Genomic DNA, 24349 nt, shown 5'->3' on the forward strand with positions numbered 1-24349 from the left:
GCTGTTCCTTACCAGGGCTGGTTGTCGTCGTCATCGTCGTAGTCCGCGCGGCGTCGGCCGCGGACGGGCGCCGGCTGCGGGGCCGCGGCGGGCCTGCTCACCGGGGCCGGGGCGGGGGCCGGCTCGTCGTCGATCTCGTCGTACGCGTCGGTCTCGTCGAGCTCCTCCTCGTCCGCCGGGATCGAGTCGGCGACCATCTGGTAGGTCTCCGTGCCCTCACCGAGCGGCTTGAAGATCTCGAGGACCTTCTCCGCCGCCTGCTTCTGGGCGTGCCGGGCGGTCTCCAGGATCAGCGCGGTGAGCCGGGGCCCGCCCAGCTCGACCGCGCGGTGCCCGAGCACCAGGTTCTGCAGGCCGCCGTTGGGGCCCACCGTCACCGTCACCGCGCCGTCCTTCGACGTCACGGTCGCGGTGGACGCCGCGAAGTTCTCCTGCAGGTCCTCCGACTTCTTCTTCAGGTCGGCCAGCTTGGCCTCGTACTCTTCGACCCACTGAGTTGGGTTCGCGGGATTCACACGGTCCTCCGGCGGCGGCGGTTCAACGGGAGCTGGCGTGACGTCACGCCAGCACGGCGTCGATTCGGGTGGCGATGCGGTCGTTGTCGGTCGGCGAGACGCTCAGCCAGCCGTCCGAGTTGACCATCAGGTAGCGGCCCTGATGGGTGTCGAACCAGTTGATCACGACACCCGACCGCTGCCGGCCGTGGGTGACGCCGAACTGGCCGCCCGCGACGCGGTTCGCCGCGAGCTCGCCGAACTGCTTCGCGTCCTGAGGGGACAGACCGGCCTGCTGCAACGCGTGCCGGTCGTCCCTCTCGTCGTCGGCGGAGCCGCCCCACATGTCCTCGGAGGCGTCCTGCTCCTCGGCCTCCTGGATGGTGACGGCCTGCTGCAGGGTCTCGACCCGCACGTTCACCGCGGTGCCTGGACCGGGCTCGCCGTCGGGCAGCACCCGCACGATCTCGCGGGCGATGCCGGTCTCCCGGATCGCCAGCAGCCCGATCCGGCCGTCGTCGATGATCGCCAGCACGGCCTGGCGGCCGTTGGAGGCCGCCAGGGCCCGCACGGTGCGGTCGAGCCCGGCGACGGCGTCCACCGAGACCACGTGGTCGTCGAGCAGCCGGAGGTACGCCTCCAGCCGCTCGTCGCCGGCCAGACCGCGCTGCCGCAGCTCTTCGAGGGTCTTGTCGCGCAGCACCCGGCGGTCCTGCTCGGTCTCGCCCTCGCTCGGCACGTCCAGCGGGTAGGGCATCCTGCCGAGCTTCAGCTCGTGCCACAGGACGTCGAACTCGCGCGGGGAGAGCAGGAACTCGGGGGTGATCACGACGCGTCAGTCCCCTTCGCCTTCTTGGACTTGGCCGCGCCGATCACCGACGGGGGCAGGTTCTCGCCGGGGACCTCGAACAGGTCGCCGCCCATGATGTAGCTGGCGGAACGGTGTTCCTTGTCGTCCTCGCCCTTGCCACCACCGGGAGCGCCGCCCATCGGGGCACCGGCGCCCATGCCGGCGCCGGCCGCGCCGGCCGCACCGGGACCCATGCCCATCATGCCGGGGCGGGCACCCTGGCCCTGGACACCGGCCGAGCCACCGGGCTGCATGGCGCCACCGGCACCACCCGCACCGGCACCGCCGCCGAACGCGCCACCACCGGCACCGCCGGCCGCGCCGAAGTTCGGCATCGCACCGGGCCGCGCGCCCGCGCCGCCACCGGCACCGCCGCCGGCGCCGCCACCGCCGCCGCCACCCGACCCGGGACCGCCGGGACCGTTGTAGCCGGGAGCCGTCGGCGTGTAGGCCGCGGGCCCCTTCGGGTTCTGCGGGGTGTAGTTCGGGTTCGCGATGTCCTTGCCGACCACCGGGATCTTCGGGATGTTCGGGTTGTTGTTGCCCGAGCCCGACCGCGGCGTGTTGCCCGCGGCGGGGTTGTAGCCCGTCATCTGCGGCGTGTAGCTGCTGCCGCCACCACCGCTGCCGCTGGTGTAGGTGCTGCCGGGGTTGCCGGGACCGGTGTAACCCGGAGCCGTCGGGGTGTACGCGGCGGCGACGTTCGTGCTCGTGTTGCCGGGCATCTGCGGCGTGTAGCCCGCGGCACCACCGCCGCCGCCGCCACCGGGGTTGCCGGGGCCCGTGTAGCCCGGCGCCGACGGCGTGTACGCGGCCGCGGCGGGCTGGTTCGCGCCACTGCCGGCAGCAGCGCCACCACCGGCGCCGGCACCCGTGGGCGAGGGCGGGGCCGCCACTGCGCCACCCTGCGCGTGCGTGGCCATGAGGCTGTCCACGCCGGTGCCGAGCGCGGGCGTGGCACCCGAACGCGCCATCGCCATGACCGGCTGCTCGACCTCGCCGGTGTTCGGGTTGAACGGCGGCTTGAACGTGGGCACCGACGAGTCGATCTGCCGGGAGTTGTTCTCCATGGTGGTCATCACGCCGACCGCCTGGTCGTGCGCCGCGCGCGACGCGGCGTTGGCCACCGCGATGTCGGCGGAGGCGAGCACGAAGGCGGGCGTGCCCGGCTGCGAGAGCGCGGCCGCTGCCTTGTTCCAGTCGAACTGGACCGGCGCGGGCATCTGCGCTCGGGCGGCCTCCATGACACGGCCCTGGTCGGCGACCTTGGTGCCGACCTCGACGGCGGTGCGCGCCGTCTCGTCGACCCAGTCACCGAGCCGCTTCATCGCGGCACGGGCGGCCTCGGCGGCAACACCCGTCCACTTGGACTCCGACGCGGTGATGACGTTGTTGATGGTGCGCGACGCCTCGGTCAGCTCCGAGCCGTACTTGCCCCAGTCGGAGCTGATCTGGCCGGCCTGACCGGGGTCGTTGTTGTTGTGGACCGCGGCGTAGAGCTCTGGGTGCGAGCGTGACGCCCAGTTCTGCGGGTCCGTGAGGACCGGCTTGTTCTCGATCTCGCTCGGGTCGGTCTCGGGGGGCATGACCGGCTCGCCTCTCGCGTCGATGGACTGTGCTGCCAGGAGGTCAGCGGTCGCCCATGTGCTTCTTCAGTTCGGCCTGCTGTTCCTCGTCGAGGCGGGTGAAGTTCTCGATCGCCTCGACGATCGAGTTCTTCGTCTGCTCCAACACCGTGCGGTACGCGGTCATGACGCTGACGAACGAGTACTGCTCACCCTCCGCGCGGTGGGTGAACTTGTCTCGCATCGCGTCACCGACCGGGTTCGCACCCAGGGCCGCGGGACGGGCAATGCTGTTGTTCGCACGTTCGAGCCACGAGTCGACCTGGTCGATCTGAGCCTGGAACTGCTTGCGGAGCTCTTCGCCCGCGGCCGGGTCGAGCTGCACCTGACCCGAGGTGACGGTGTCCTTGAGCGGGACAGCGTCGTTCTCACCGACGATGTACATGCGGGCAGTATCGGGGGTCTTTTCGTGCATCGCTCACTTTGCCGCGCGCGAGTTACCAATTGAGACCGGCATTCACAATGCGTTGCGACGCAGCGAAACGGGCCACAGCCGGGTGAACGACGTGTAACGGCCGTGATCGTTTGCCCAGGTTGTGGGAGCGCTCTCGGGTAGCTGCCCGCTCGGGCTTTCGATCTCTGTTCACATCACTGGAACGGGCCTTGACCAGCATCCCCTGTGGCCTAAATCACATAGGGCAAAACTTGGAATTTAGGACGTACTTGAGGTTGGTCACAGGCAGGTTCGTCCATCACCGGATCGGCTGAATCGGTTGACTGACAGGCAAACGCGGGCGCACTCCTGTGGAGAGTACGCCCGCGTTCGCGATGTCGATCAGAATTGTGTGGTGAAGCCGCTGGGATCGCGCGAGCCGGAGATGAGTGGTATGTCCGGCTCCGGTGCGCCCGGCCCGGGGCCGCTCACGACAGCACGGCGGCGATCCGGGTCGCGATGCGGTCGTTGTCGGTGGGGGACAGGCTCAGCCAGCCGTCGGAGCGGACCATGAGGTAGCGGCCCTGGTGGGTGTCGAACCAGTTGATGACCACGTCCGCCCTGCTCCGGCCGTGCGTCACGCCGAACTGGCCGCCGGCGACGCGGTTGGCCGCGAGCTCGTCCATCTGCCGTGCGTCCTGTGCCGACAGTCCGGCCCGTTGCAGCGCCTGACGGTCGTCCATCTCGTCGTCGGCGGCACCCCACGGGTCCTCGGAGTCCTCGTCGTCCTGCTCGGCCTCCTGCAACGCCACGGCCTGCTGCAACGTCTCCAGCCGCACCGACAACGCGCTGCCAGGACCTGCCTCGCCGGCCGGCAGCACCCGCACGATCTCGCGCGCCAGCCCGGTCGGTCTGATCTCCGCGAGACCGATCTGGTCGCCGTCGAGGACCGCCAGCACGGCCTCGGACTCGGTGGCGGCGGCGAGCGCCCGCACCGTCCGGTCGAGCCCCAGGACGGCGTCCACGGACACCTCGTGGTCGTCGAGCAGCCGCAGCAGGTCCTCGAGCCGCACGTCGTCTGCCAGGCCACGCTGCCTCAGTCCGGCGAGCGTCCTGTCCTGCAACGCCTTGCGTTCCTGCTCGGTGTCGCCCTCACTGGGCACGTCCAGCGGGTAGGGCAGCCTGCCTAGTCGCAGCGTCTGCCACAGCACCTCGAACTCGCGGGTCGACAAGAGGTACTCGGGCGTGATCACGATTGCTCGGAACCTTTCTGCGGTGCCTGTTGTGCGCGCAGTATCGAGCAGGTTCAGGACAAGTGGCCATGAATGAGCAAATACGTACCCGGTTGAGACGCAGGTTCACAATCTCCGGTGATCGGCGGATTCGGTCACTGACGGGTGAACGCGCATTGACCAGGTGCTTGTTCACCCTGGTTGTGGAAGCGCTCTCGGGTCTTTGTCGAGGTGGCTGCGGGAGGCCTGTTCACCGGCGTGCCCAGGCGTGGCGGTGACCGAACTCACGCGGGGTGCGCCGCTGCGGCGGCGCTGGGGCCGGGGTGGGGGAAGGGTCGTGCGCAGATCATGTCTGTGGGCGACCTTTTGTTCGTCCCGCTGTGTGGGAGGAGCCTTGTGGTGGGTGGCTAGCTTCATGCGCATGATCTCTCGGCGCGGCGTGCTGCTCGGTGCGGGACTGGCGCTGCTATCGTCTCGTGCGGTGGCGGCTCCCTCTGTTGCTTCCATCGTGAAGCCGTTGCCCGCCAGCGATTTCATCGTGCACGGCACCAACGCGGAGACGCGCTGGGAGGCTCTGCGCGGCACCGGTGGTTCGCTGACGCCGGTCTCGAAGTTCTTCGTGCGCAACCACACTTCCACGCCGCTGCTCGACGCTTCCACGTGGCGCCTGCAGATCCACGGGTCCGGGGTGACGCGGCCGTTGTCGTTGTCGCTGGACGTGCTGAGGTCGTTGCCGTCCTGCTCGGTGGAGGCGGTGATCGAGTGCGCGGGCAACGGGCGGAGCTTCTTCGCCTCGCAGCAGGGGCAGTCGGTGTCCGGGACGCCGTGGCAGCTCGGTGTGGTCGGCAACGCCCGGTGGCGCGGGGTGTCCTTGGGGTTGCTGCTGCGGTTGGCGGGGTTGCGGTCTTCGGCTGTCGACGTGCTGCCGGTCGGGCTGGACGCGGAGTACATGACGGGCGGCGTGAACCTGGGGCGGGTGCGCCGGCCGTTGCCGGTGGCGAAGGCGTTGGACGACGTGCTGGTGGCGTACGAGATGAACGGAGCTCCGCTGCCGGTCGACCACGGGTTCCCGGCGCGGCTCGTGGTGCCGGGGTGGGTGGGGATCGCCAGCATCAAGTGGCTGGGGTCGCTGGAGGTGTCCACTTCCGCGCTGCACTCGCCCTGGGACACGCAGTACTACCGGCTGCTCGGGCCGACCTATCCCGCTGAGGGGACGTTGGTGACCTCGCAGGTGGCCAAGGGTGCTTTCGAACTGGGGTTCGGGGCAACGCTGCCGGCCGGGCGGCAGGTGCTGACCGGGCGGGCCTGGGCGCCGGGCGGGGTGCGGCGGGTCGAGGTGTCGACGGACGGGCGTTCGTGGAGGCGGGCCACGCCGGTGACGCGGGGTGGGTGGACGCGGTGGCAGATCCCCTGGCGGGCCACTCCTGGTTCGCACGTCTTGCGGGTGCGGGTGGACGGGCAGCCGGACGAGGTTCCCCACAACACGCAGGGCTATCTGTTCGGGGCCGTGGTGAAGCATCCGGTCAGTGTTGTTTGAGCGCTCTCAATGACTTCAGTGTTGGCCGAAATCAGACTGCTCTGCTCCTCGGTCCCGGAAGTGTGAAGATCGTGCGGTGACGATCTCCGCATGGGCGCCCCTGCGCCGCAGCGCTTTCCGCGCGTTGTGGCTCGCCCAGTTCGCCTCCAACATCGGCACCTGGGCCCAGACCGTCGGTGCTCAGTGGCTCATGGGTGACCTCGGCGGCAGTGCCCTGCAGGTCGCGCTGGTCCAGACGGCCACGACGCTGCCGGTGTTCCTTCTGGTGGTGCCGTCCGGGGCGCTGGGGGACATCCTCGACCGGCGGCACGTGCTGATCTCCGGCCAGGCGCTGATGCTGGCGGGTGCGGGCGGGTTGATGCTGCTCGCCGGCACGGACCGGGCGACGCCGGCCAGTTTGCTCGGGTTGCTGGCGTTGATGGCCGTCGGGCAGGCGTTGTCGATGCCGTCGTTCCAGGCGATCCAGCCCGAGCTGGTGTCCCGCGAGGAGATTCCGCAGGCCGCGTTGCTCAACGGCGTCAACATGAACGTCGGCCGCGCGATCGGGCCCGCGCTGGGCGGGTTGCTCATCGCGCTGGCCGGGTCCGAGGCCACGTTCGCGTTCAACACGATCTCGTTCCTGGGCGTGTTGATCGTGCTCGCGCGGTGGAAGCGGCCCTCGGACCACCGTCCACTCGGGACGGAGCACATCGCCACGGCCATGCGGACCGGTGCGCGGTACGTCGGGAGTTCGCCGTTGTTCCGGCGGGTGCTGGCGAGGCTGTCGTTGTTCATCGTGTTCGGCAGCGGGTTGTGGGCGTTGTTGCCGGCGATCGCGCGTGGGCCGCTGAGGCTCGACGCCAGCGGGTACGGCGTGTTGCTCGGCAGTGTCGGGGCGGGCGCCATCGGCGGGGCGTTCGTGGTGCCGAAGTTGTTGCGGAGCATGAGCAAGAACCGGATGGTGCTGTTCGCGACCTGGCTCTACGCGGCGGCCACCAGTGCCGCGGTGCTGACGCAGAGCTTCGCGCTGGTGATCGTGGCGATGCTGCTGACCGGGGCGTGCTGGATCGCCACGTTGTCGACGTTCAACGCCACCGCGCAGATCCTGTTGCCCGCCTGGACACGCGCCCGCGCGCTGGCCTACTACCAGCTCATCCTCATGGGTGGTCAGGCGCTCGGGGCGGTGGTGTGGGGCGCGATCGCGGACGCGTACGGGCTCAGGACGGCGATGATCGTGCCCGCCGCGGTGATGGCGGTGGCGGCGCTGGTGGCGACGAAGTGGTTGCCGCTCAACGATCGGCCGCTCGACGTCAGCCCGGCGATCTACTGGGGCGAGCCGCCGGAGCTCGACGAGAAGGAGGCAGGGCCGGTGCTGGTCACCGTGGAGTGGCCGGTGGCCGAGGAGAACGAGGACGAGTTCATCGCTGCCATGCAACGGGTCGGGCGGGCGCGCCGGCGCACCGGGGCCACGATGTGGGGTCTGTTCCGGGACGCGGAGAAGCCGGGCACGTTCCTGGAGACGTTCACCATCGCCACCTGGCAGGAGCACCTGCGTCAGCACATCGAACGCGGCACCGTCGTGGACCAGGAGAACCAGGAAGTCGCACGTGCGCTCGCTTCGGGCGATGCGCACGTGCGGCACATGATCTTCGCTGAACCCAGGAAGCCGGATTGAGCGTCGCAGGCCTCGACGGCGGCAGCAGCGACAAGATGACAAGGTTGTCCACGGGTTGTCCATAGCAGCGAGCTATGAGCGGAAGGGATGTTCGCGGCCCGCCGGCCGGTGTGACGCTCCTGAGCACCTCACATCCCCTGCGGAGGACACCGATGCGATTAGCGGCACTCGTCCTGGCGCTCCTGGCCGGACTTCTCGTTCCTGCACCGGCTCAGGCGTCACCGGGCTCACCGAACAGCCCGTTGCTGCCACCCGAGGTGGCGCGCAACCTGCCCCACACGGCACCCCTGTCGACGATCTACGCGACCGTCACCGACTACCCGGCTGAACTGCGCGCACTGACGCGGGTTCTGGACAACTACACCAGCGCCGACGACGCCACCGTGCACGCCGGCATGATCATGCTCTACTACGGCCACGGCGATCCGCGGTTCCTGGCCGCGGTGAAGGCCGAGCCCGAGATCCTGCGGGCGCTGCACCGGTTCGTCGTGCGGAACCTGTCCCTCTTCGGCACCGGCCGGGCGTACCTGGTCACCAACGGGACCCGCGAGCTCGGCAGATTCCTGCAGCACCGCGACATCGCCCCGACGGTCCGCCCCCTGCTCGTGGACCTGGCCTCGCGCGGTGACGTCGTGGGCCGGTTGGCGCCGCTGTGGGTGGGCGTCGCCGAGATGGTCGACTGGTACGACAAGGCGAACTGCCGCCGGTACGGCACGTGCGACTTCCGCGCGACGATCGACCGCCGGGTGCTCACCGTCCGGCACACCTGCAGCCCGACCCTGCGCATCCGGGCCCAGCAGCTGACCAGGGTTCAGCTCCGCCGGACCTGCTCGTCGCTCGCCGGTCAGGACGCCGCGTTCCACGGGGTGGTGCGCGATCCGGGACCCGTTGCCGGTGACCGGAACACCTCGCTCGAGGTCGTCGTGTTCGACACCAGCAACGACTACCGCACGTACGCCGGGGTGTTGTTCGACATCGACACCAACAACGGCGGCATGTACCTGGAGGGCGACCCCGCTCTGAACCAGGCGCGGTTCATCGCGCACGAAGCGGACTGGCTGCCGACGTTCGCGATCTGGAACCTCAACCACGAGTACACCCACTACCTCGACGGCCGGTTCGACATGCACGGCGACTTCGAGGAGAACATGACCACGCCGACGGTGTGGTGGATCGAGGGGTTCGCGGAGTACCTCTCGTACACGTATCGCAACGAGGTCTACGCGGACGCGCTGACGGAAGCGAAGAAGAAGACCTACGCGTTGAGCGCGCTGTTCGACACGACCTACGACCACGACACCAAACGTGTCTACAACTGGGGCTATCTCGCCGTGCGGTACATGGTCGAGAAGCATCCGGCGGACGTGTCGACGGTTCTCACGAAGTACCGGGCCGGTGACTGGGCGGGCGCACGGGACCACCTGACCCGCGTGATCGGCAGCCGCTACGACACCGACTGGTACGCCTGGCTCGCCGAGGTGCGCTGACGTTCAGCCCGCACCGAAGCAGAGCAACGGAATGCGGCTCGTGGCGGGGGAGGCGTCGGCCAGCGCTCTGGCCGGCGTCGCTCCCGCCGTCAGCGCGCGGTGGTAGGCGCTCATGACGTCCACCGCCAGGTCGTCGGGCACGCGGGCGACGCTGGCGATCACACTGCTCGTGCCGGAGTGCAGCAACGCCGCCGTGAAGCCGAGCGCCTCGTCACCGGCGCGGACGGTGGCCTGCCCGACGTCGCAGGCGGACAGCACGACGTGGCGCGGCGCGACCTTCAGCCGGGCCAGGTCGTAGGCCATCAGCGGGCCGTCGGCCAGGTCCAGGCACGAGAACAGCACGTTGTCCGGTTCGTGATGGCCGTGCGCGACCAGGTGCGCGACGTCCACGCCGTCGAGCGCGTCCAGCACGGCCTCGACGGTGGCCGCGGCACCGGTGAGGGAGCGCGCCGCAGGGTGGATCGCGCTGATCCCGATGATCTCCTTCTCCGCGTTGTGCAGCCGCGGTCCGCTCGCGAGCAGGGCCCCCGCCCGCACCGGCGCGCCGGCGGCCTGCCTGCCGAACGACCACGTGGAAGCCGACAACGCCACCGTCACCGGCCGGCCGCGGAACTCCGGCAGCAGCCCCCAGGGCAGCACGCTGAGGTGTTTCGTCGGCACGATGACGACGTCGCGGTCGCCCAGGAGAGCGCACAGAGGCGCCACGACGTCCGCGCTCAGCTGCCGCACGTGGTCGTCGATCGACGCGGACACGGCGGCCTCGAGCCGGGCGGGCAACCGCCTGCCGCACACCACGTCGAGGTCGTTGAGCAGCCGGACGACCGTCTCGACGACCGCGCTGGTGCGTCCGAGCGGCACGAGCCGCACCTGGCGCCGGTCGGCGACCAGCGCGAAGAGGCGGTCGGCGCGGTCGAAGAAGCTGACCATCACCTGGTCGGCCTGGCCGAGCTGCGCCTGGACCGCGGACACGCTCACCGCGCGCCGCGCCGTACCGTCGCCCTCCCACTGCCAGGTCCGCTGCCGGATGACTCGTTCGAGCTCGGTGCACCGAGCCCGCGTGGCCGGGTCCCGGCCACCGCGCATCCGGACCTCCCGCAGGTTGTGGTTCAGCTGCCGGAGCTCCGCCAGCGCCTCCCGCACGACCGGGTCGGCGGGCGGCCGGACGGGGGTGAGCCGGAACGACTGGGCGCGGCACCGTTCGGTCCACGAGAACACCAGCCGGGGCGAGCCGCTGGTGAGCGCCAGGTCCAGCCCCCGCACCGCGAGGTCGGCACCCGTGGTGGCGAGCGCGGCGCGCAGCTCGGTGCTGCCCCACCGGCTGCGCTGGGCCTGCAGCAGGTCGAGTCCTGACCGCAGTTCGCGCAATGCCGGGCCCGGCGGGAGCTGCCTGGCCCGCACCAGCCTCCGCAGCAGCCGCACCTCGATCGGACCGCCGCGACCGGCCACCGCCGCGACGGGCCCGCCGCGAACCGCTACCGCCGCGACGGATCCACCACGACTGGCCTCGGCCGTGACGGGCTCACCGCGACCGGCGACGTGCTCACCGTGACTGGCCGCGGCTGCGATGGTCCCGTCACGACCGGCGACGGCGGTGACGGGCTCACCGTGACTGGCCGCGACGGCGGCAGACCCATCACGACTGGCCTCGGTCGCGACGGGTCCACCGCTACCCGCCGCAGCGGCGATGGACCCGTCACGACCGGCGACGACGGCGACAGGCTCACCGTGACCGGCCACGGCCGCCACTGGCCCACCGAGACCCCGCGCGGCCGCGACAGACCCACCGCGACTGGCCACGGCTCCGACGGGCCTGCCCGCCTCCAGCAGGGCGCGGGCCGCCAGCAGGTCCGCGAGTTCCGCGTCGTGGTCGAGGCCGAGCCCGCGCAGCCGGTCCGCCAGCTGCCCGCACCGCGCGGCGGCCGCGACCACCGACCTGCCGGTCGCGAGGCGTGCCCGCATCGCGGTGAGGTCGGCGATGGCGGCCCACGCGTGGTCGCCGTGGCGGCGGAACCGGCGGCCGGCGCGCACCGCCCAGTCCCGTGCGACGTCTGGCTGGCCGGTCGCGAGCGCTGCTTGGGCGCGGGTCAGTTCGGCCCAGGCGTAGTCGACGCTGAAGCGGTCGGCCGTGAACATCGCGAACGCCGAGTCCAGCTCACGTCCGGCCTCCGCGGCGAGACCGGCCGACAACAACGCGCGTGCCTTGTCCATGGCCAGCACCGGCAGGTAGCCGGGACCGTGTTCGGCGTAGCCGCCGGCCGCTTCCTCGAAGGAGCGCAGCGCGGACGGGATGTCGTCGTCGAGCACGGCGCAGTAGCCCAGGGCGTGTGCCACCTTGGCCTCGGTGAGCGCGAACCCCTCGCGTGCCGCGATCTCCCCGCAGACCCGCAGGTCCTCGCGCGCCCTGCCGGTCCGGCCGACGCCCATGCCGATCGCGACTCTCGTGAGCAGCGCGGAGGTCAGTGGGAACGGAACGCCCGCGCGGGTGAGGCGCGGCACGGCGGCGTCGAGCAGTCGCAGGGCCTCGGTGACCCGGCCCGCGCGGTGCAGCACCAGGGCTCGTTGCTGCCACAGGATCGGGCGGTCCTGGTCGGTGACCACCCGCTCGGCGGCGTCGAGTGTCGCGAGGCCGCGAGCGGTGTCACCCAGCTCGGCCTCGGCGAGTCCCAGGCTGATCAGCACGTGCGAGGTGAGCACGCGCAGCGGCAGCAGGTCCGGGGAGGTCTCCGGTGACCAGTCGAGCAACCGCAGCGCGGCGCGCAGTTTCCGGGCTCCCGCACCGGGTTTGCCGCTGTTGGTGAGCAGGGAGCCTTCTTCGCGCATCCGCCGGACGCGGTCTTCCCGCGTCGGCTTCACGGGACGGTCCCGTGTCGCACCTGGTCGTCCCGTGCCGTCCTCATAGGACGATCGCGGGGGTCGCGACGGTCGCGCCGGCGGTGCGGACGACGAACTGGACCAGACCGGGCGCGGCGTCGTCGATGACGAAACGGCCCTGGGGCGAGGTGTCCACCGGGGTGGTGCTCGTCGCGGTGCGCAGTTCGAGTTCGCTGCCGGGCGGGGTGAGCCAGCCGTCGATCCGCACGTGCCCGTCGTCGTGAACTTGGAGCTGCACCATGAGCGCGACGTCGTCGCCGCACTCGAACGTGATCTGGCGGGCGGACTCGCCGCGCGTCACCGCGAGTTCCTCGGTGCGCTCGATCCGCGCGATGTCGAAGCCCTCGTCCAGGTCCACGGCGAACTGCGCGCACTCGACGAGGCCGGGCGGCATGGGGTCCAGCGCGGTGTGGAGGTCGCGCAGCTCGTCGAGGACGCGGAGATCCTCGGCGTCGAACGGTGAGGTGTCGAACGGTGAGGTCATGACCCGCCCCCTCGCAGCTCGGCGTGCAGCTTGTCCAGGCACCTCTTGCGGGTCGGCCCCACGCTGCCGTGCTTCATGTCGAGCGCGTCCGCGATCATCGCGTAGTCCGGCCGCGGGATGAAGGCCACGTAGCGCAGCAGCTCCCGGCAGCGCTCGTCGAGCAGCGCGACCGCCGCCCACAACCGCCGCTTCTGGTCGTCCAGCCCGGCCAGGTCCTCCGGGCCGGGCGCGGGATCGGCGCCGTCGGGCTCGACCGCGGTGAGGACCTCCGCACGGCGCCGGTCGCGCACCCGCCAGCACTCCCGTTTCGTGGTGGTGATCAACCAACCGGCCAGCGCGAGCGGGTTGCGGATCTGCCGCATGTCGCGCACGAGAGAAAGCCAGGCCGTCTGCACGACGTCCTGGCTGGTCTCCCGATCGAGGCCCTGCGATCTCGCCACGTGCCACAGCAACGGGCTCAGCACCGCGACGAGTTCGTGGAACGCCCGCCGGTCACCGTCGCGGGCCGCCGCGAACAGGGCCGCGGCGCCCGCGAAGGTGCGATCACCGATGTTCACGGGGCCGGGGCCGGTGGGGTCGTCGGCTCGTCCGTCGGCGGGTTCGCCGCGTGCTTCACCGCGGCTACCGCGTCGGCCGCGCGTTTCATCGCCTGCTCCGTCTTGCCGATGCCCGTCGCCTCCGCCGGTGCCATGTCGTGCAGGGCTTTCGCGAGGTGCGCGGCGATGTGCGGTGCCGCGAACGAGCTGCCGGTCCAGACCGTGAACGGGCTGAGCCGGTGGTCGTCGACGTCGGGTGACTGCCGGAACTGCGGCAGGCCCGGGCGGTTGACCGCGGGCACCTGCACCAGCGGCTGACGGCTCGCGTTGGCGTCCTGCGGGAACGTGCTGATCACGTTCGTGCCGGTGGCGTAGCAGGTCACCGACTTGCCCTCGTTGGTGAACAACGCCTTGCTGCCGTTCGGGTTGAGCGCGCCGACGGAGATGACCGGAGGCGTGGTCAGCGCGTTGCTGAAGGTGGACAGGCTGGCGGGGAAGAACCGCTCGGACGAGGCCGAGTTGCCGGCCGCGGCCACCACCAGCACCCCGCGGTTGCGCAGTTCGTTGATCTGCACCGCGATCGGCGACAGGGCCTCCTCGGACTCGGGCCGCTCGAACAGGTATCCCATCGACAACGACACGATGTCGACCATCATCTCCGGATCACCGGTGAAGAGCGCGTCGTCGATGCGCTGGACGAGAGCCCGCAGCGCCGCGACGACCGCGCTCTCCCTGGCGACGCCGTCCGAGCCCATGACGCGGACGGCCAGCACCGTCGAGTCGGGAGCGATCTGCTGGATGACACCCGCGCAGAACAGGCCGTGCCCGAAGCACCACGCCTGCGTGCCGACGAGCGGGTTCCTGGTCAGCGGCTCGTCCTTGGGGTGTGTGATGACCTCGACGCGGTGATCCTGGTCCCGCAGATATGTGCCCGCCTCCTGCACGGCGGTCTGGATCTTGTCGTCCACCTTCACGTGCGGACCGGTCTTCCACCGGAACACGGGCAGTTTCGTGTCCAGCTCCGGGATGTCCAGCCAGGTGTTCCGCCCGATCCCGGTGTCGAGCACCGCGACCACCGGCCGCCGGCCCAGCGCCAGCGTGGACACTTCCTGCTGCCGGATCGCCGGAAGTTCCAGCGCGACCGGGCCGTCCAGGTAACCCGATCCAGCGGTACCGGGGCCGAACGGCACGAAACCCTGGATGGGCCCCGGAACGCCGCCCAGGTCCCCGTTCCACCTGGACGCGAACATGAGGTGGTCCAGGGAGATCTGGTCCGAGAGTTCCTTGGCGGCACCCGCCCGGATCGCCTGCAGCGCCGCCCACGCGTCGACGACGGCGGACTGCCCGGCCGGCTGCAGCACGACGGGCACGGTGTCCAGTCCCTCGGGCAGCGGGGGCAGTCCCGGCTTGCCGTCCCTGCCGTTGTCGAGCTCCGGGAGCCGCATCCCGATCGGGTTGAGCAGGACGTTCAGGCTTTCGTTGTTCTTGGCCGTCAGCTCGGCCCTCGGGATCAGCAGCACCGATGACACGTACGCGGTCGGTCGCAGCGCACGCCCGACCGCGGAATTCGCGGCGGTCGAGGGCTCCAGCACGCTTGCGCCGTGCCGTCGCAGCACCTCCTGCGGCACCTCGAACGCGAGCCCGCCGTCGTTCACCGGGTCCTCGGCGAGCGGGGTCTTGGGCCAGTAGATCGTCATGTGGTTTCCCCTCCGAACCGACCGTGACTCGCCGCCGCCCCGTGATGGTGGCCCGGATGCCGGAACCGGGCAAGGCCTTTTGGCTCCGTCCGAGTGGCGGGAGTCCTCACGATCACCACGGGTGCGCGGTGCTGCCGCCAGATACATCGGCTTTCCGCCAGGAATCGTGTCAGGCGCGGATCGGCTGGTTCGTCTCCCACCAGGATCGGAACGACTGGCTCCGCAGCGCCTGGGTGGCGTAGGCGTCGACGATCTCGGCGAACACGCGGTTCGTCTGCTCCCAGGTCAGCCGCTCGCGCCGCCACGCGAACACCAGCCGCATCCGCATCGGTGCCCCCGCCAGCGGCCGCACCGCCACCCCGGGACCACCCTGCGACGTCGGCTCGACCAGCTGCACCGCCTTGCCCGCCGCGATCAACTGCCGGCCCGCGCCGCTCGGCATCTCGAACCGGATCCGCGGCACGTACCCGACCGCCCGGCAGGCCGCGCGCAACGCCGTCAGCGACCCGTCCTCTGCCCCCGGCGGTCCCACCCACGCCTCGCCCGCCAGGTCGGCCAGCTCCACCTCGGGTAGCGCGGCCAGCGGATGTGAGGCGGGCAGCGCGATGTACACCGGCACCCAGGGCACGACGATCCGCTGCGCCACGCCCCGTGGCAGCCCCAGGTCCTGCTCCTCGTCGACCGCGATCACCGCCGCGTCGAGATGCCCGTTCGCCAGCCCGAGGGCCAGCCCGGTCGAGGAGGGATCGACCACCAGGGTCACGTCGTCGAGGGCGTCCTCGAGCCGGGTGAACAACGCGGCCACGCACTCCATGTGCACCGATCCGAACCGGACCGGTCCGTCCCGCCCGGCCATGTCGGAACCGAACGCCTCCAGCTCCACCAGCAGCAACCGGGCCCGCCGCAGCATCTGCGCGCCCAGTGCGGTAGGAACGGCACCGGCGCGGCCGCGTTCGAAGAGCTTGCCGCCGACCAGGCGCTCGACCCGTTGCAGCAGGGTCGTGAGCGAGGGCTGGGAGATGCCGAGCTGCGTCGCCGCGCGCGAGAGGCTGCCCGCGTCCCCGATGGCGCAGATCGCCCGCAGGTGCCGGATCTCCAGTTCCATAGCCTGAGGCTATCCCCGATCTGGATTGGCGGGGCCCCTCCGTTCGAGGGGAGGCTGGCAGGAAGGACAACCCTGGAAGGACGCGAATTGGCTCGGACACGCCGCGACATGGCGAAACTGGTGGACGCGGACGGTTTCCGCACCTACATCCGCGACGGCTGGGGCGAGTGGGACAGCGACATCGACCTCCCACCCGGCACCGCTGAGGCTGCTCAAGCCCACCGCGCCAGGCTCGCCCAGGCACTCCCCGGCAAGCGGATCGCCCTGGCCGCGGGACGCGCGCACGTCCGGTCCAACGACACGTTCCACGAGTTCCGCGCCGACAGCGACTTCGTGTGGCTGACCGGCTGCCAGGTCGAGGGCGCCGTGCTGGTGATGTCCGATGAGGACGCCACGCTGTTCGTGCCGGTGCCGTCGGAGACCCACAGCGTCGACTTCTTCGGTGACGCCGACCGCAGCCCGTTCTGGATCGGTGCCGCGGCGGGCCCGAAGGAGTGGGGTGCGGCTCTCGGCATCACGGCCCGCCCGCTCGAGGACCTGGCGCACGCCCTGCGCGGCCGCCACCCCGAGACGCTCACCGCCAAGGGCCTCGACCCGCTGCTGGACGCCCTCACCGGCAGCCACAGCGACGAGCTGCGCACCGTCCTCTCCGAACTGCGCCGCATCAAGGACGACTGGGAGATCGACCAGCTGCGCCAGGCCGTCGACGCTTCCGTCAAGGGCTTCGCCGACGTCGCCATGGAGCTCGGCCAGGCCGTGCGCGGCGGGGGAGAGCGCTGGTTGCAGGGCACGTTCGACCGCCGCGCCCGCACCGAGGGCAACGGCCCCGGCTACACCTCGATCATCGCGGCCGGCCCGCACGCCCCGGTGCTGCACTGGACGCGCTGCGACGGCCGCGTGAACGAGGCCGACCTGCTGCTGCTCGACGCCGGTGTCGAGATGAACAGCCTCTACACCGCGGACGTCACCCGCACGTTCCCGGTCAGCGGCGAGTTCAGCGCGGCCCAGCGCCAGGTGTACGACCTTGTCCACAGGTCGCACGTCGCCGCGCTCGCGGAAGTCAAGCCCGGCAACGACTACAGCGCCTTCCACCACACCGCCATGCAGGTGCTCGCGGAGGGCCTGCACGACTGGGGCCTGCTGCCGGTCAGCGTCGACAAGGCACTCGACCCGGCGGGCCAGCACCATCGCCGCTACATCGTCTGCGGCACCGGCCACTTCCTCGGCCTGGACGTGCACGACTGCGCCGACGCCCGCCAGGAGACCTACCAGCAGGGCATCCTGGAACGCGGCATGGCCCTGACCGTCGAGCCCGGACTGTACTTCCACCCCAACGACGAGACGCTGCCGCCGGAGCTGCGCGGCATCGGCGTGCGCATCGAGGACGACCTGGTCGTCACGTCGACGGGCGCGGACATCCTGTCCGACGCGCTGCCGATCGAAGCCGACGACGTCGCCGCGTGGGTGCGGAAGCAGCGTTCCTGACCACTGGCTGTCGAGGTGTCTGCAAGTACTACCAACTCGCAGTTGGTAGTACTTGCAGACACCAAACCAGCAGACCTAAGTAGACGGAGTGGAGCGGGCCCAGGCGAACGTGAGTTCCACGGCCCGCTTCCAGTTCGCGTACTCGTTCTCGCGGTGCCGCGCGTCCATCACCGGGTTCCACTGCGCGGCCAGGTGCCAGTTGCGCCGCAACCCCTCCAGGTCCGGCCAGAACCCGGCGGCGAGCCCCGCGGCGTAGGCGGCGCCCAGTGACACGGTCTCCGCGACGAGCGGCCGCATCACCGGGATGTCCAGCACGTCCGCGATGAACTGCATCAGGAGGTGGTCGGCGGTCATCCCGCCGTCCACCTTCAGCACCGGCGTCGGCGCACCGAGGTCGGCGTTCATCGCGTCGACCACCTCCCGGGTCTGCCAGCCGGTCGCCTCCAGCACGGCCCGCGCGAGGTGGCCCTTGTTGATGTACGAGGTCAGCCCGACGACGAGCCCGCGGGCCTGCGCGAGCCAGTGCGGCGCGAACAGGCCGGAGAACGCCGGCACGATGTAGCAGCCGCCGTTGTCCTTCACGGTGCGCGCCAAGGTTTCGATCTCGGGCGCGCTGTGGATCAGCCCGAGGTTGTCGCGGAACCACTGCACCAGCGACCCGGCGACCGCGATCGACCCCTCCAGCGCGTAGGTGGGCTCCGGACCGATCTGGTAGCCGATGGTCGTCAGCAGTCCGTGCTTCGACCGCACGAGTTCGTTGCCGGTGTTCATCAACAGGAACCCGCCGGTGCCGTAAGTGCCCTTGATCGCGCCCTTCTCGAAGCACGTCTGCCCGAACAACGCCGCGTGCTGGTCGCCCAGCGCCGCGGTGATCGCGATGCCCGGCACCACCCGCGTGGTCCTGCCGTTGATCTCGGACGACGGCCGGATCTCCGGCAGCATCGACGCGGGCACGCCGAAGAACTCGAGCAGCATCGGATCCCATTGCCGCGTCGACAGGTTCATCAACATCGTCCGTGACGCGTTGGTCACGTCGGTGACGTGCAGGCCGCCGTTCACGCCGCCGGTGAGGTTCCAGATCAGCCAGGTGTCCATCGTGCCGAACAGGACGTCGCCGCGCTCCGCCTTCTCGCGCAGCCCGGCCACGTTGTCGAGCATCCAGCGCAACGACGGCGCGGAGAAGTAGGTCGCGAGCTGCAGGCCGCAGCGGTCGCGGACGTCCTCGACGCCGGGCTTCTTCCCCAGTTCGGCAACGAGTTCCTCGGTGCGGATGTCCTCCCAGACGATCGCGCGTCCGACCGGGACACCGGTGTGCCGGTCCCACAGCACGAACGTCTCGCGCTGGTTCGTGATGCCCAGCGCGACGACCTGTTCGGCGGTGATTCCCGCCTGCCGCAACGCCTGCGGCATGATCCGGTCGACGTTGCGCCAGATCTCCACGGCGTCCTGCTCGACCCAGCCGGGCCGCGGGTGGTACTGCCGGTGCTCGCGCTGGGCGACCGCGACCAGGCGGGCGTTCTGGTCGAACACGATGCAGCGCGTCGACGTCGTCCCCTGGTCGATCGCCATCACAAACCGTTGCACGCCGAGCCCTTCAGTTCTCGTCGACGAGAGAAGTGGTGACCGCTTCAGCGGCCTGGCCGACCTGGCGCACGAGCGTCGCGCGCGGCCGTCCCGTGGAGTCGCACAACCGGTCCACCGCACCGGAGATGCCGATCGCACCGACCACGAGACCGCCCGGGATCCGGATGGGCGCGGCGATGCTCGCCTCGCCCGGCATGTACTCCTCAGCCTCGCCTGCCCAGCCCTGCGCGCGTACCTCCGTCAGCACCCTCTCCAACGCCTGCGCCCGGACGATCGTCCTGCGGGTGAGCGACGTCAGCTCCCGCCGGCGTGCGGCCGCCGACAGGTCCGGGTCGTAGGCGAGCAGCACCTTGCCGAGCGCGGTGGCGTGCAACGGCAGCATCGCGCCGATGCCGAGTGTTTGCGCAGAGTCATCGGGCCGGAACACGTGGTGCACGACGAGCACGGCGCCGTCGTGGTGCATGCCGATCCTGACCTCCTGGCCAGACCGCGCGGCGAGCGTGTCGGCCCAGTTGATCGATCGAGAACGCAGTTCGTTCGCGTCGAGGTAGGACGTTCCCAGGTGCAGCAGGGCCGCGCCGAGCCGGTAGCGGCCGGTCGCTTGATCTTGTTCGACGAACTCGACCCGTTGCAGCGTACGGAGAATCCCGTGCGCGGTACCCCGCGCGAGCCCGAGCGAGTCGGCTATCTCTGTGAGACCGTGGTGGCCGGAGCCACGCGCGAGCAGCCGCAGCACGGCTGCGGCGCGTTCGATCGACTGGATGGGTCCCGGCACGCGTGAAACGTAATTGAGACGACCCGTGTCGGCAATGTCGAACAGCTACGACGGCCATCACCCCTGGAAACAGGCCTGAAACGCCTTGTCTGCGCGCAGCGTGACCGGTTGGTCACACCTTCGTGGGTCGAGGGTGTCGACATTGTCGAAACGCGGCTGTTGAGCAGGAGTGACCTGCGTCATTACGTTCCGCCTCAATCACCACGGGGTGATCAGCGGTTCTCAGACGATTGGGAGGCCAGCGTGGGTCTCGGGTCAGTGTTCCTCAGCGAGGTGCTCGGTACGGGTGTCCTGCTGTTGCTGGGTGCGGGCGTGGTGGCCAACGTGCTGCTCGCCAAGTCGAAGGGGTTCGACGGCGGATGGCTGTTGATCAACTTCGGCTGGGGACTCGGTGTCTTCGCCGGTGTGTACGTCGCCTACAAGTCGGGCGCGCACCTCAACCCGGCGGTGACCGTCGGCATTCTGACCAGCGGTGCGGCCGAGTACGCCCCTGGTGTTCCGGTCGGCTTCGGTTCGACGATCGTGTACTTCGCCGGTGAGATGCTCGGCGCGTTCCTCGGTGCCGTGCTCGCGTGGCTCGCGTACAAGCCGCACTTCGACGAGACGCCCGACGAGGGTCTCAAGCTCGCGGTCTTCTCCACCGGCCCGGCGATCCGCAGCTACACCTGGAACCTGGTGTGCGAGGTCATCGGCACGTTCGTCCTGGTCTTCGTGATCCTCGCGTTCGGCAAGACCCCGACCCAGATCGGCCCGCTGGCCGCGGCGCTGCTGGTCGTCGGCATCGGCGCCTCCCTCGGCGGCCCCACCGGCTACGCGATCAACCCGGCCCGCGACCTCGGCCCGCGCATCGCGCACGCCCTGCTGCCGCTGTCCTACCGAGGGACCGACGGCGAGGCCGTGGGCAAGAAGGACTCGGACTGGGGTTACTCCTGGGTGCCGGTCGTCGGCCCGCTCATCGGCGGCGCGCTCGCCGGTGTGATCGCCTCGCTCGCGTTCTGACGCTGACCATCCCGAAAGGACTTTCGATGTCGCAGTACGTTCTCGCCGTCGACCAGGGCACGACCAGCACGCGGGCGATCATCTTCGACCACAGCGGCTCCATCGTCGCCGTGGGCCAGAAGGAGCACGAGCAGATCTTCCCGCGGGCCGGCTGGGTCGAGCACAACCCGGTGGAGATCTCCGAGAACACCCGGTTCGTGATCGGCCAGGCGCTCTCCACCGCCGACCTCAACACCGGTGACCTCGCCGCCGTCGGCATCACCAACCAGCGCGAGACCGCGGTGGTGTGGGACAAGAACACCGGCGAGCCGGTGTACAACGCCATCGTCTGGCAGGACACCCGGACGCAGGCGATCGTCGAGGAGCTCGGTGCGCTCGGCGGCGGTGCCGAGCGCTACAAGGCGAAGGTCGGCCTGCCGCTGGCGACCTACTTCTCCGGCCCCAAGATCCGCTGGATCCTCGACAACGTCGAGGGCGCCCGTGAGCGCGCCGAGGCCGGCGACCTGCTGTTCGGCAACACCGACACGTGGACGCTGTGGAACCTCACCGGCGGCCCCAACGGCGGCGTCCACGCCACGGACGTCACCAACGCGTCGCGGACCATGCTGATGGACCTCGACACGCTGCAGTGGGACGCGGAGATCGCGGCCGACATGGGCATTCCGCTGTCCATGCTGCCGGAGATCCGTTCCTCCTCGGAGGTCTACGGCAACGGTGGTCCCGGTGGCGTGCTGAAGGGCGTGCCGATCGCCGGCATCCTCGGCGACCAGCAGGCGGCGACGTTCGGCCAGGCCTGCTACGAGCCCGGCACCGCGAAGAACACCTACGGCACCGGCAACTTCATGCTGCTCAACACCGGTACCGAGAAGGTGGCGTCGAAGAACGGCCTGCTGACGACCGTTTGCTACAAGATCGGCGACGAGGCTCCCGTCTACGCGCTGGAAGGCTCGATCGCGGTCACCGGCTCGCTGGTGCAGTGGCTGCGCGACAACCTCGGCATCATCTCGTCGGCTCCCGAGATCGAGACGCTCGCGCGGACGGTCGAGGACAACGGTGGCGCGTACTTCGTGCCCGCGTTCTCCGGCCTGTTCGCACCGTACTGGCGGGCGGACGCGCGCGGCGCGGTCGTCGGCCTCACCCGGTTCGTCAACAAGGGCCACCTGGCGCGGGCCGTGCTGGAGGCGACGGCGTTCCAGACCCGCGAGGTCCTGGACGCGATGAACGCCGACTCCGGTGTGCCGCTGACCGAGCTGAAGGTCGACGGCGGCATGGTCCAGAACGAGCTGCTCATGCAGTTCCAGGCGGACGTGCTCGACGTGCCGGTGGTGCGTCCGGTCGTCGCCGAGACGACCGCGCTGGGTGCCGCGTACGCCGCCGGTCTGGCCGTCGGCTACTGGTCGTCCCTGGACGAGCTGCGCGCGAACTGGGCCGAGGACAAGCGCTGGACGCCTGCGCTCGACTCCGACGAGCGGGAGCGCGAGTACCGCAACTGGAAGAAGGCCGTCACCAAGTCGTTCGACTGGGTCGACGCCGACGTTCGCTGATTCTGTTCTGCTGATTCTCTTTGGGGAGCTGAAGGTGTTCGCAAGGCTGGATCCGGCTCGGCGTGCTGACTCGCTTGCCGCTTTGGGCAGCACGGAGTTCGACGTGCTCGTCGTCGGAGGTGGTGTGGTCGGCGCGGGAGCCGCTCTCGACGCGGCGTCACGCGGCCTCTCCGTCGCGCTCGTCGAGGCGAACGACTGGGCGTCCGGTACGTCGAGCCGGTCCAGCAAGCTCGTCCACGGCGGGCTGCGATACCTGGAGCAGCTGGAGTTCAAGCTGGTCCGGGAGGCTTTGAAGGAACGCGGCCTGTTGCTGCGCCGGCTCGCACCGCACCTGGTGCGGCCGGTGCCGTTCCTCTTCCCCTTGAAGAAGCAGTGGGAACGCGCCTACGTCGGCGCGGGCGTGCTGCTGTACGACTCGATCGGCGGCGCGGGGGCCGTGCCGATGCACCGGCACCTGTCCCGTCGCAAGATGGCGGACCTGGGGCCGTCGCTGGACTCCGAGGCGTTCGCCGGCGCGATTCGGTACTACGACGCGCAGATGGACGACGCGCGGCTGGTGTCGACGCTGGTCCGGACCGCCGCCCAGCACGGTGCGACGGTGGTGTCGCGGGCTCGGGTGACGTCCTTGCTGCGTGTCGACGGCCGGGTTTCCGGTGCGTCGGTGCGCGATGAGCTGTCCGGGGTCACGCATGTGGTGCGCGCTCGGCGGGTGATCAGCGCGACCGGGGTGTGGACGGATTCGCTGAACGCGCTGAGCCCTGGGGTGCCGCCGTTCCACGTGCGGATGTCCAAGGGTGTGCACGTGCTGGTGGACCGGTCGAAGATCCAGCTGGACGGTGGGTTGATCACGCAGACCGAGAAGTCGGTGCTGTTCGTGATTCCCTGGGGTGCTTACTGGATCATTGGGACGACGGACACGCCCTACACCGGTGATCCTGCTGCTGTTTCTGCTACTGCTGAGGATGTCTCCTACATCCTGGACCACGTCAACGCTGTGTTGCGGTCGCCGCTGTCGGTTGACGATGTTGTCGGTTCGTATGCGGGGTTGCGGCCGTTGCTCGACGGGGCTTCCGGTGACACGGCGAAGTTGTCGCGTGAGCATGCGGTGGCGGAGCCGGAGCCTGGGTTCTTCGTGATCGCTGGGGGCAAGTACACGACTTATCGGGTCATGGCTGCGGATGTTGTGAACGCGGCTGTCTCGGGCCTGGGGCGGGCGGTGGCGCCGTCGTTGACCGCGAAGCTGCCGTTGTGCGGTGCGGTTGGGTATCAAGAGCTGTGGGCGGACCGGGCTCGAGTCGCTGCGGAGTCCGGCCTGCCCACGTCCACTGTGGAGCGATTGCTGCGGCGGTACGGGTCCGCGGTGTCGGATGTGCTGGCGTTGATCGCGCAGGATGCTTCGCTGGCTGCTCCGGTGGCTGGGTATTTGGCGGCTGAGGTTGTTTACGCGGTGACGCATGAGGGTGCGTTGGGGTTGGAAGACGTCTTGGCGCGGCGGACTCGGATTGCCATGGAGCATCTGGACTTCGGGGCGTCGGTCGCGGGTGACGTGGCGGATCTGATCGCCGGGCCGTTGGGGTGGTCTGTCGCCGAACGTGATGCTGCGGTTGAGTCCTACAGGGCTGGTACGGAGTTGGCTGCCCGGACGGGAACGTGACAGTGAGATGGACGGCGCTGAGCTGATCGAGAGATTGCGGCGGGAGGGTGGGTTTCGGCTGCTTCCGTTGCTGGGGAACACCGGGCAGGTTGCCGGGGTGCATCTGAGCCGGTTCCTTCCTGGTGGGCATCTTGAGGTGATCCAGGCTTGGGATGAGCGGTGGGCCGCGTTCGCACGGATGCCGGATGCGGTCGATCCGGCGGCGCCGTTCGGTGGGCCGGGTGGGGGAGTCGTGCGGAGTGGGCCGTTCGGTCGGATCGTGGCGCCGTTGTTGCCGATTCAGTCTGGGATCGTTGGGGTTTAGGGTTCCTGTTGCGTGCGTGGGTGGGGGCTCCGCCCCCTAGACGAGTAAGTCCTAGCCCC

Annotated in this window: 19 protein-coding genes; 7 read left to right on the forward strand and 12 right to left on the reverse strand. The window is 70.1% G+C overall.

What is annotated here, in order from left to right; genetic code table 11:
* Positions 1–8: 8 nt before the first annotated feature.
* From SK803_RS08580 to SK803_RS08600, 5 genes are all read right to left on the reverse strand, one after another.
* Positions 9–515 (reverse strand): YbaB/EbfC family nucleoid-associated protein, encoded by a 507-nt coding sequence (locus SK803_RS08580; RefSeq protein WP_319965274.1) that lies wholly within the window; start codon positions 513–515, stop codon positions 9–11.
* A 43-nt stretch (positions 516–558) separates the two neighbouring features.
* Entirely contained in the window at positions 559–1323 is a 765-nt protein-coding gene (locus tag SK803_RS08585; RefSeq protein WP_319965275.1) for an ESX secretion-associated protein EspG, read from the reverse strand.
* The gene (locus SK803_RS08590) at positions 1320–2930 is read right to left on the reverse strand and encodes a PPE domain-containing protein (RefSeq protein ID WP_319965276.1); all 1611 of its coding nucleotides are present in this window, start codon (positions 2928–2930) and stop codon (positions 1320–1322) included. The genes SK803_RS08585 and SK803_RS08590 overlap by 4 nt, the downstream gene beginning before the upstream one ends.
* A gap of 43 nt (positions 2931–2973) precedes the next feature.
* Positions 2974–3354, reverse strand: coding sequence for a hypothetical protein (locus SK803_RS08595; RefSeq protein WP_319965277.1), 381 nt, complete (start codon positions 3352–3354; stop codon positions 2974–2976).
* A gap of 476 nt (positions 3355–3830) precedes the next feature.
* Complete coding sequence (locus tag SK803_RS08600; protein ID WP_319965278.1) at positions 3831–4595, reverse strand: ESX secretion-associated protein EspG; 765 nt, start codon at positions 4593–4595, stop codon at positions 3831–3833.
* Between the two features lie 400 nt (positions 4596–4995).
* Between SK803_RS08600 and SK803_RS08605 the strand changes: the two genes are divergently transcribed.
* From SK803_RS08605 to SK803_RS08615, 3 genes are all read left to right on the forward strand, one after another.
* A complete protein-coding gene (locus tag SK803_RS08605) occupies positions 4996–6111 on the forward strand; it encodes a molybdopterin-dependent oxidoreductase (protein ID WP_319965279.1) in 1116 nt (371 codons plus the stop codon).
* A gap of 76 nt (positions 6112–6187) precedes the next feature.
* Complete coding sequence (locus SK803_RS08610; protein WP_319965280.1) at positions 6188–7765, forward strand: MFS transporter; 1578 nt, start codon at positions 6188–6190, stop codon at positions 7763–7765.
* Between the two features lie 152 nt (positions 7766–7917).
* Positions 7918–9252 (forward strand): collagenase, encoded by a 1335-nt coding sequence (locus SK803_RS08615; RefSeq protein ID WP_319965281.1) that lies wholly within the window; start codon positions 7918–7920, stop codon positions 9250–9252.
* 3 nt (positions 9253–9255) lie between these two features.
* Here the strand turns inward: SK803_RS08615 and SK803_RS08620 are convergent, their stop codons facing one another.
* From SK803_RS08620 to SK803_RS08640, 5 genes are all read right to left on the reverse strand, one after another.
* Positions 9256–12105 carry a CHAT domain-containing protein gene (locus SK803_RS08620; RefSeq protein ID WP_319965282.1) on the reverse strand — a complete coding sequence of 950 codons (2850 nt, stop codon included), beginning with the start codon at positions 12103–12105 and terminating at the stop codon, positions 9256–9258.
* A gap of 40 nt (positions 12106–12145) precedes the next feature.
* Entirely contained in the window at positions 12146–12607 is a 462-nt protein-coding gene (locus SK803_RS08625) for a hypothetical protein (RefSeq protein WP_319965283.1), read from the reverse strand.
* Complete coding sequence (locus SK803_RS08630; RefSeq protein WP_319965284.1) at positions 12604–13164, reverse strand: RNA polymerase sigma factor; 561 nt, start codon at positions 13162–13164, stop codon at positions 12604–12606. Before SK803_RS08630 ends, SK803_RS08625 begins: the two co-directional genes overlap by 4 nt.
* Positions 13161–14840 carry a S8 family serine peptidase gene (locus SK803_RS08635; RefSeq protein WP_319965285.1) on the reverse strand — a complete coding sequence of 560 codons (1680 nt, stop codon included), beginning with the start codon at positions 14838–14840 and terminating at the stop codon, positions 13161–13163. Before SK803_RS08635 ends, SK803_RS08630 begins: the two co-directional genes overlap by 4 nt.
* A gap of 169 nt (positions 14841–15009) precedes the next feature.
* A complete protein-coding gene (locus SK803_RS08640) occupies positions 15010–15945 on the reverse strand; it encodes a LysR family transcriptional regulator (protein WP_319965286.1) in 936 nt (311 codons plus the stop codon).
* A 108-nt stretch (positions 15946–16053) separates the two neighbouring features.
* Here SK803_RS08640 and SK803_RS08645 point away from each other — a divergent pair, with 108 nt between their 5' ends.
* On the forward strand, positions 16054–17430 hold the full coding sequence (locus tag SK803_RS08645) for an aminopeptidase P family protein (RefSeq protein ID WP_319965294.1): 1377 nt from the start codon (positions 16054–16056) through the stop codon (positions 17428–17430).
* Between the two features lie 75 nt (positions 17431–17505).
* Here the strand turns inward: SK803_RS08645 and glpK (SK803_RS08650) are convergent, their stop codons facing one another.
* Together glpK (SK803_RS08650) and SK803_RS08655 are read right to left on the reverse strand one after the other, a co-directional pair.
* Positions 17506–18999 (reverse strand): glycerol kinase GlpK, encoded by a 1494-nt coding sequence (gene glpK, locus SK803_RS08650; RefSeq protein ID WP_319965295.1) that lies wholly within the window; start codon positions 18997–18999, stop codon positions 17506–17508.
* Between the two features lie 25 nt (positions 19000–19024).
* Positions 19025–19789 carry an IclR family transcriptional regulator gene (locus SK803_RS08655; protein WP_319965287.1) on the reverse strand — a complete coding sequence of 255 codons (765 nt, stop codon included), beginning with the start codon at positions 19787–19789 and terminating at the stop codon, positions 19025–19027.
* Between the two features lie 243 nt (positions 19790–20032).
* Here SK803_RS08655 and SK803_RS08660 point away from each other — a divergent pair, with 243 nt between their 5' ends.
* The 3 genes from SK803_RS08660 to SK803_RS08670 are packed head-to-tail and all read left to right on the forward strand — an operon-like array spanning position 20033 to position 23986.
* The gene (locus SK803_RS08660; RefSeq protein WP_319965288.1) at positions 20033–20788 is read left to right on the forward strand and encodes an MIP/aquaporin family protein; all 756 of its coding nucleotides are present in this window, start codon (positions 20033–20035) and stop codon (positions 20786–20788) included.
* Positions 20789–20814: 26 nt separating this feature from the next.
* Positions 20815–22332, forward strand: a complete 1518-nt coding sequence (gene glpK, locus SK803_RS08665) for a glycerol kinase GlpK (RefSeq protein WP_319965289.1) — start codon at positions 20815–20817, stop codon at positions 22330–22332.
* A 34-nt stretch (positions 22333–22366) separates the two neighbouring features.
* A complete protein-coding gene (locus SK803_RS08670; protein ID WP_319965290.1) occupies positions 22367–23986 on the forward strand; it encodes a glycerol-3-phosphate dehydrogenase/oxidase in 1620 nt (539 codons plus the stop codon).
* Positions 23987–24349: the final 363 nt, after the last annotated feature.

Origin of the sequence: Lentzea miocenica, from assembly GCF_033949945.1 — a bacterium.
GTDB lineage: Bacteria > Actinomycetota > Actinomycetes > Mycobacteriales > Pseudonocardiaceae > Lentzea > Lentzea miocenica.